Annotated in this window: 8 protein-coding genes; 5 read left to right on the forward strand and 3 right to left on the reverse strand. The window is 44.5% G+C overall.

Translation table 11 applies throughout. From position 1 onward, the window contains the following. Nucleotides 1-250: 250 nt before the first annotated feature. Nucleotides 251-1,312: a RuBisCO accumulation factor 1 gene (locus tag C7Y66_RS29215; RefSeq protein WP_106548226.1), complete on the forward strand. Its 1,062-nt coding sequence runs from the start codon at nt 251-253 to the stop codon at nt 1,310-1,312. 203 nt (nt 1,313-1,515) lie between these two features. Here the strand turns inward: C7Y66_RS29215 and thrS are convergent, their stop codons facing one another. After that, nucleotides 1,516-3,372 carry a threonine--tRNA ligase gene (gene thrS, locus C7Y66_RS29220; protein WP_106548227.1) on the reverse strand — a complete coding sequence of 619 codons (1,857 nt, stop codon included), beginning with the start codon at nt 3,370-3,372 and terminating at the stop codon, nt 1,516-1,518. Between the two features lie 245 nt (nt 3,373-3,617). Here thrS and C7Y66_RS29225 point away from each other — a divergent pair, with 245 nt between their 5' ends. From C7Y66_RS29225 to C7Y66_RS29235, 3 genes are all read left to right on the forward strand, one after another. Then, on the forward strand, nt 3,618-3,953 hold the full coding sequence (locus C7Y66_RS29225) for a DUF2605 domain-containing protein (protein ID WP_015153826.1): 336 nt from the start codon (nt 3,618-3,620) through the stop codon (nt 3,951-3,953). Between the two features lie 189 nt (nt 3,954-4,142). Continuing rightward, the gene (locus C7Y66_RS29230; RefSeq protein ID WP_015153825.1) at nt 4,143-4,469 is read left to right on the forward strand and encodes a DUF2973 domain-containing protein; all 327 of its coding nucleotides are present in this window, start codon (nt 4,143-4,145) and stop codon (nt 4,467-4,469) included. Nucleotides 4,470-5,065: 596 nt separating this feature from the next. Further along, nucleotides 5,066-5,596 (forward strand): DUF1269 domain-containing protein, encoded by a 531-nt coding sequence (locus C7Y66_RS29235; RefSeq protein ID WP_106548228.1) that lies wholly within the window; start codon nt 5,066-5,068, stop codon nt 5,594-5,596. A 71-nt stretch (nt 5,597-5,667) separates the two neighbouring features. Here C7Y66_RS29235 and C7Y66_RS32200 read toward each other — a convergent pair whose 3' ends face one another. Continuing rightward, complete coding sequence (locus tag C7Y66_RS32200) at nt 5,668-6,144, reverse strand: hypothetical protein (protein WP_199197712.1); 477 nt, start codon at nt 6,142-6,144, stop codon at nt 5,668-5,670. 488 nt (nt 6,145-6,632) lie between these two features. Between C7Y66_RS32200 and C7Y66_RS29245 the strand changes: the two genes are divergently transcribed. Then, nucleotides 6,633-7,262: a DUF1802 family protein gene (locus C7Y66_RS29245; protein ID WP_106548229.1), complete on the forward strand. Its 630-nt coding sequence runs from the start codon at nt 6,633-6,635 to the stop codon at nt 7,260-7,262. Here C7Y66_RS29245 and C7Y66_RS29250 read toward each other — a convergent pair. Beyond that, entirely contained in the window at nt 7,196-8,263 is a 1,068-nt protein-coding gene (locus tag C7Y66_RS29250; protein ID WP_106548230.1) for a WD40 repeat domain-containing protein, read from the reverse strand. The genes C7Y66_RS29245 and C7Y66_RS29250 overlap by 67 nt on opposite strands. Between the last annotated feature and the right edge of the window lie 268 nt (nt 8,264-8,531).

Consider the following 8,531-nt stretch of genomic DNA (forward strand, 5'->3'; position numbering starts at 1 on the left):
GGGGAACACAATTCAAAATTCAAAATTGGGACAAGGGAGACAAGGAGGACAAGAAGGAGTAGACAAGAGGAAGTAAAAGCTAGTTACTATCCTCTAAATTAGGATAAGGCTGGTTCTGACTAGGCAAACATTTGCACTGCAAGAAATTTTAAATAGGTCAATCTAATAAAACTCTTACATATATAATCAAACAACGGATAATAAACGTTTTGTTCCCTCGCTCCTCACTCCTTGCTCCTCACTCCTCATCATGACTGAATCGCCCTCCAATCAACTCGACATCGAAGCCACGCTGACATCCCTGCGGCAAAAACAAGGTAGTTGGGTGGAATGGGGTCAAGCGATCGCCCAGTTGCAAAAAGCAGGGCAAACACCACAGCAGATCTTTGAAGCGACGGGATTTGAACCAGTGCAACAAAATCAGGTGATTGTAGGCGCGCAGGTTTATACTTCTTTAGAAAAAACAAATGCTTCTGAGGCAGTGCGATCGCGCTTTACTCAAAAAGGCAGCGATATTTTGTACGAACTGCGGTTGCTCAATAATGCAGAACGAGTCGCAGCAGCAGAATTTATCTTGGCTCACAACTTAGATGCGGATATGGCTAAGGAAGTGGCACGGGATATGAAAGAATTTTCTCGCCTGCGTAACCTACCTGAAGGATTTGCCGATCGTCCAGGGGATGCAATTGCTTATCAGTGTTGGCGACTGGCACGACAAAAATCAGATTTACAAGAGCGATCGCGATTAATTGCTAAGGGGCTAAGGTTTGCCGATTCGGATACGGCAAGACAAAAGATCGAACAGTTACTTGTCGATTTTACTATCGTTCCTAAGCGTCCGGCTCCAACCATCCCTTTTTATCGTCCAGACTCCGAAGATCATTTACCGCGATTGATTCCAGTTGTTGGGGAAATGCCGTTAAAATCGGCTGAAGTTCAAGCTGTACCCATAGTAGAAGCAGTAGAGCCGTTTCAGATTGTCAAGTTTGCTGGGGAACAGGCTTGGGTAGCCTTACCAGGTTGGCAAACAGTCCGCAGTGCTGAAGATCCGATCGCAATTCTGTGTCAAAGCGATCGCCTCCCCAATCAATCAGCTACAACATCGGAACCAGTTCTAGTCATTGCCGACCGTCACGCTAGAGAATGGGATGTCAATAGTTATTTTGTCTATGATGCAGCGGGGGAAGTTGACTTTGGTTGGTTTGAAACTCAACCAGATGTCAAGTTACTGGGGAAAATTGTCGTTGTCGTGCGTCCCAAGCACATTATTGATGAAGAGTTAACGAAGGATTCTTGGCAAATCGACGAGTAAAGAGTTACGCGCTTGAAGTTGCAGATCTCGATCCCCCCTAGCCCCCCTTTTCAAGGGGGGAAACAAAGCCCCCTTTTTAAGGCGGTTGGGGGATCGAGTCCGATTCAAAAGGGGAAATTTAAAGCCCCCTTTTTAAGGGGGTTGGGGGATCGAGGCTGACGGTGTGTCGTTACCGCTTTTTAATGGGGGCGTAATACTCAGGATTAGAAATTAGTGTAGTTGGCGATCGCCTTTTGCATCCTTTCCAACACCGCAGGGACAGAGATCGTGCCGAGATCTGCCGATGGTTTACCAGCAGTACGAACGCGGAGACTCAAACTATCGGACTCCACTTCTTTCGCCCCTACAACCGCCATGACGGGAATTTTTGCCTTTTCAGCATTGCGGATCATTTTCGGCAAGCGATCGCCACTGGTATCGACTTCTACGCGCATGTTGAGCGATCGCATCTTGTCTGCGACTTCTTTAGCAAACATCAATTGAGCATCGCTGACGGGCATTAATCGAGCTTGAATGGGTGCTAGCCATAAGGGAAAGTCTCCCGCATACTCTTCAATTAAAATCCCAATTAACCGTTCTAACGAGCCAAATGGAGCGCGGTGAATCATTACTGGGCGCTGGCGCGTACCATCCTCTGCAACATATTCTAAGTCAAAGCGTTCGGGTAAGTTGTAATCAACCTGTACCGTACCTAACTGCCATTCCCTTTCCAAAGCATCTTGGAAAATAAAATCGAGCTTGGGACCGTAGAATGCTGCTTCCCCAATTCCTTCAAAGTGGTTCATTTCTAGCTTTTCTACAGCGCGGCGAATTGCTCCTTCAGCTTTTGACCACGCCTCGTCAGAACCAATGTACTTATCCGAAGCCGGATCGCGGAAACTCAGTCTTGCTTTGAAATTTTTCAGTTGCAATTTGTTAAATACCGACAGAATCAAATCAACCACATTGAGAAATTCGCTGTCGAGTTGTTCTGGAGTCACGAATAGGTGAGAATCATCTACCGTAAAACCACGTACCCGCGTCAAACCTCCTAATTCGCCCGATTGTTCGTAACGGTATACAGTTCCAAACTCTGCTAACCGCATTGGTAATTCGCGATAAGAACGTAATTCGCTCTTGTAAATTTGGATGTGAAACGGGCAGTTCATCGGCTTGAGAACGAAACCCAATTCGTGGGCTGCTGCTTCCTCATTCTCTGCCATCAATGGAAACATATCCTCTTTATATTTCTGCCAGTGACCGGAAGTTTTAAATAAATCGACTCTGGCAATGTGAGGCGATACGACAGGAAGATAACCGCGTTTGAGCTGTTCTTGTTTGAGAAAGTCTTCTAAAAGACTGCGTAACAGCGTTCCTTTGGGAGTCCACAGAGGTAAACCCGGTCCTACCTCATCGCTAAAGATAAATAGTCCTAGTTCTTTCCCTAAGCGGCGATGGTCGCGTCTGAGGGCTTCTTCCTTACGACGCTTGTACTCAGCTAATTGCTGTTCTGATTCCCAAGCCGTGCCGTAAATTCGTTGTAGCTGCGCCTTGGTTTCATCACCGCGCCAGTATGCCCCAGCAACGCTTTCTAACTCAATTGCTTTGGGTTGCAACTCTGCCGTGTTGTTAAGATGGGGTCCAGCACACAAGTCCCACCATTCATCCCCCAAATGGTAGATCGTAATTGGTTCCTGCTTAATATCTGCCAGGATTTCTAGTTTATACGGCTCTTTAATTGCCTGAATCCGCTGTTCGGCTTCCTCGCGGCTGACTTCTTCCCTAATGACAGGCAATTTACGATTGATAATCTTCACCATCTCTTTCTGGATGGCTTTGAGATCTTTTTCTGTAAACGGTTCGGGATTGTCAAAATCGTAGTAAAATCCATTCTCAATCCAGGGTCCAATAGTCACCTGTGCTTTAGGAAATAACTTTTGCACCGCCATCGCCATGACATGAGAGGTAGTGTGGCGAATTTTCTGCAATGTCTCTGATTCACTGGTGCGAGGGAGATAAATTTTTTCCTGCGGTGCTTGTTCCTGCTGTTCCGGTTGACAATGGGATTCTGAACTAGACATTTTAATTACAAAACTATGTTGATGAGACTGTAAACCAATACCGTTTGCCTTCTATTGTAAGGAGTCAGGAGTCGGGAGTGGTAATGGGTAATGGGTAATGGGTAATTGGTAATTGGTAGTTGCTCCCCCAGCTTCCCCTGCTCCCTGCTCCCTGCTTCCTGCTCCCAGTTACTTCTAATGACAGAATGTAAAGAATCTTGAACTAAGTTAAAATTAGTGGTAGGTTAGTAATCTACTTTTCATTCATGCTTAATCAAAACTTGCCAGAACCTGAGTTGTTAAAAACCTTACTCCAACCGCTACTTGAAGATTTTAAGTATTGGTTCGGGCGATCGCAAACGTTTTTAGAAAATGAGAAAGTTTCATTTTTAGAACCGCAACAGCAATCTGAATTGTTGGCAAGAGTTAAGCAAGCCCAGCAGGAGGTAAGTACAGCACAGCTCATGTTTCAGGCAACTGGGGGACAAGTAGGCATTGACATGGCAACGCTCGTACCCTGGCATCAATTAGTGACAGAATGTTGGAAAGTGGCAATTCGCTTCCGGTCGGAGCAGGCAACACAGCCAGAGGTAGAACTTTAAAGAATTTTATTTAGATAAAGTGTTCCTTGTAATATACATGCTTGACTGAAATATTCTGAGTAGACGATTGTCTATCGAAGCAAATTCTGTGATGCTAGAGATAACGGTCAATGCCTTTAGCAAAGCGGTAAAAGTTCGTAAAAACTCGCAAAAAACTGTATAGACTGGCTGGCTTGGAGAAAAAACTCGATGTTACACTTACTTTACATCCTTGCTTTTACTATCCTAGCGTTGATAGCTGTAAGCAATCTAATTCGCAACTTAATTATGTTCAGTTTCGAGCGCGATCGCACGTTTGCTGCACCGCGATCGCCCATGCAAAATAGAGGGAATCTTCCCTATATCTCAAATCGCTCCGTACCTCACCCTGAATTACTGGACGCAGCTGGCAACCCTATCGGAGAACCGCTGTTAGTCATGCGGTCTATTGATGTTGAAGATGCCCGCGCCCAATTAGACGCACTTTATGAGGCTTCTCCTGGTTGTAGTAGCGAAAGCAAGGAGGAAGAAGCATAATTTGAATCAACTCTGTCTGCTTTACATCAAGTAAAAATTTTTTAACTACAAACTTTAACTATATACATCAACTCCTATTTATTCAGGGCAAAGTCCTGCGTGATAAATGGAGTTTTTTTATGGTCATTGGATAGTTAGGAGTGAGGGGCGATCGGTTTTGACTTCTGTACGGGCGGGGTTATCAAACAATTTTGAATAGGGCAAATATTTTCAGTGAACCCGCCCCTACAACTTTTGACTTTCTACGCGATCGCAGATATTTTGCATAAGAAACATTTTTATCCTTAACTTTGATGCATGAAATAATTTGAGGAATTAGATATTTGTACTTAATTTCAATCGTAGCTCGGACACCTTAATATCTCTTAACTTCAAGATTGAAATCTCAAAGAAATTAGCGATAAAGCTTATCATTATATTTCAATTCTTCTCTCGACTACTTTGTTCGATCTAAGTTGTTTTTAGCAAGATATAAAAACGAAAAATAAGCCTAACTCTAAGTAGGTGCAACTGGTAATGTTGCCTGTATGACTGAGTGATGGTGGCTAAACAACAGTTAATAACTATCGAACAAGGCGGATTTAGAGGAGGAGCAGATGGTTTTAGTAAAACATAGATGCACCGTTGGTACATTTACAACTCGTCAGGAAGCAGAACAAGCGTTTGCCAAATTATATTGTGCGGGTTTTCCTATTAGTCATATTTCTGTAGCCAGTAAAGATGCAGAATTATTGGCAGATTTAAGAGCGGCAATTCAGAGAACTCAAGCTGGCGCACTCGCAACAGAACAAACAGAAAAATCGCCCTGTGCCATGATTGTCGGTAGCACAGTCGGCGCGATCGGTGGTTGTTTAGTAAGTATTGGTATTTTACTAGTACCAGGAGTTGCTCCAGCGTTAGCGGTTGGCACGGTAGGAACAACTTTAGCTGCGACTTTATTCGGTACGGGAATTGGATTGGCTTGTGGTGGTGCGATCTCAACCTTAAACTGCGCTGACAGACTGACAGTAAGTCCAAATGTAGAAAGCGATCGCTCTTTCCCACAAGAGTATTTAGTCATCGTAGAAGGCACGGATGCAGAAGCACGCCGCGCCCAGAGAATTTTGGCAAATGGGGCTAGCGGTTAGGTAGAATTCGGAATTCGGAATTCGGAATTCGGAATTAAATACTTGTTGACTGACTGCTAGCCGCTAATGTTTTATCGAGGGGTTGTCTGAGAACCACTTTGAGATGGAGTTTTCTTAGAGCCACTGGGCTTGCTGCTAGGGGTCATCTCCGAATCACTAGAACTATTAGGGCTAGTCATGCTACCGCTACCTGGAGTGGTGCTGCTACCCGGAGTCATCGTGCCGCTACCAGAGTTAGAAGGAGTCGTAGTGCCATTGGAATCAGAACCAGTACCCGGATAAGTGGTAGTACCTGGAGTCGTGCTGCTGCCTGGAGTCGTGCTGCTACCTGGAGTCGTACTGCTGCCTGGTGACATTTCTGTACCAGTAGAAGAACCACTGCCACTACTAGGGCTAGAAGTAGACTGAGCTAAAAACTGTCTGGTATTTCCATCGGAGGAATTAGGTAGAGCAAACGCTGGTAAACCGAGTAAAGCGCTAGCACCAGCAATTCCAAGTAAGCTAAAAAGTTTTGTATTCAAGCTTTTCTTAGTTATATTTCCGCCCATTTTTATTTCCTCACTTGCTGTGGTGTTACAGTCAATAACTTTGTAACTGTCTTGGCAATACTAACAAAGATATTTCAGCGTTGACGACGATAATTATGATTTCAAATCAGCCAATTTGCTTAAATAATTGAGTCAGAAAATCATCGAAAAACGTTGCTGTGTTTGATTTAGTTCCCAATTGTTTTATAAATTGCTTTAAAGTTATATAGTAGTTTTATTTAGCTGTGCTATCGATCGCCATTCGTCTTGACCAAACCATTGCTAGGATGGAGATTGAGAGAAGTACTATGCTGTTCCACAACAAAAAAAAGACCGCATCAGTGAATGCGATCGCAGGTTATGAGAATACTTAATTAGACAATGTTTTCAGGAACTTATCGTCACTTACCCTAGTCGAATTATTGTTTAGCAAATTATTGTTTGAGTTGATGGCAGCAACACAATAGAAATGGTAATTATTAGAGAGGGGAAATTATAGAGATTTACCGATGTTACTAACCACAATCCACGCACTCAAGGAATGGGCGGTTGCTGTTAACGCGATCGAACGGGGCGAAACGATCTTACTATTGCGTAAAGGTGGTATCCGTGAAAGTGGCGGACAATTTCAAGTCGATCGCGACGAGGTTCTGCTTTACCCCACTTACGAACACCAACAGCCCGAATTACTCAAGCCTGAGTATGCTTCGCAAGTGACTCCGGTAGCATCTGGTTGGCATCCAGATACAATTAAAATCGGCAGTTGGGTAAAGATTACTGATATTGTGCCAGTGTTAGACGAGACAATTGTGAATGCTTTGCTACCGTTCCATGTTTGGAACGAAAAATTTATTCGCGATCGCCTCAAATGGAAACCCCGTCAACCCGTGTATGTCTTACTTTTGCGGGCTTATAAGTTATCCCGATCGCGTCAAATTTCCTATCGTGTTGAATATGGCGGTTGCAGATCGTGGATCGATTTAAATGAAGCGATCGATCTTGAGGCTGCTAAACCAGTTTTAGATGATGTCACCTACGAGCAAAAAGTTTCAGAAATTCGGCAGGCGATCGACTATTTACCGCGACCAAATCCAGTTCCTCGCGAAGCTTTTGACCACAGCAACAATTCCCCTGCTTGACTCCCTGCTGCTAATTTTTGCCCTTGGGGATGCCAAGCTAGACAAGATAACCCATCAGTTGCATCGTCAATTAACTGCGCGATACGCTTGGCTTTTTGCCACAAACACAGCCAACCATCAACCGCCGCCGAAGCGAGAAGTAGACTACCAGGTTGAAAGGCGATCGCCTGTACGACATCTGTATGTCGCTGCAACAATCTACTATCCCAGCCTAAATTTTCATCCTCTAGTTTTTCCCATACCACAATCCCTTCAACGCTAGCTGAGGCAAGTAGCGGTGCGTCTCGTTGCGTCTTAATACTTGACCAAGCTAGGTGACGAATCTTACCAGGAAAGCCCCGCATCACCCAGGGATTGGGATTGCCCCATTCTAAAACTGTAATCGTCCGATCCATGTTTCCAGAAGCGATATATTTGCCATCAGGTGACCAAGCGATCGCCAGACTTGCCGATGGTATATCTATAACGTACGGATCGTCATCCCAATCTGTTGCATCCCAAACCTTTGCCCCCTGATATCCCGCGATCGCCAAATACTGTCCATCTGGATGCCAGTCTATTCCTAATACAGAAGAATTCTCAAAATTGAGAGTAACAACAATCTCCTCTGTATTTGCATCCCACACTTGGACGTAGCGCCCCAAACTAAAAGCTAGTTGGTTACTTCTGGGATTCCAAGCCAACTTATCCACCCAAGCAGGAGCATTTTCCAAAGTGGCAATTAATTGGCGATCGCGCCAGCGCCAAATTCTAACTCGTCCATCCTGTCCTCCTGTAGCTAAAAATTGCCCGTCGTGGGAGAAAGTAAGGCAATCAACTGATGTACCACTATTTGTCTGTAGAGGAACGAGTGTTTCCCCATCCCACAGTGTCACCCCTCCCGCCGCGTCGCTAGCAACGATTTGACCGTCACTCGACCAAGCGATCGCGGTGACGTAATCCTCCAGAGTTGTGCATGTCTGGAGCTCGAGTAATTGGTTGCTAGTTGTGGGGAATTTCATAATTTAGAAAATTGGTAATGGGTAATGGGTAGTTGGTAGTTGGTAATGGGTAATTGGTAATTGGTAATTGGTAATTGGAATTGGTAATTGGAATTGGTAATTATTCCCCCTTGTCTCCCTTGTCTCTCTTGTCTCCCTTGTCTCTCTTGTCTCCCTTGTCTCCCTTGTCTCCCTTATCTCCACACCTACTTTCTTTTTTTAGCTGCATAAATTCTCCTTTAGTGCTGGAATACTAAAGAGGAGTAGACAACCCTACAACAACTCACAC

Source organism: Chroococcidiopsis sp. CCALA 051, from assembly GCF_003015105.1.
Taxonomy (GTDB): domain Bacteria; phylum Cyanobacteriota; class Cyanobacteriia; order Cyanobacteriales; family Chroococcidiopsidaceae; genus Chroococcidiopsis; species Chroococcidiopsis thermalis.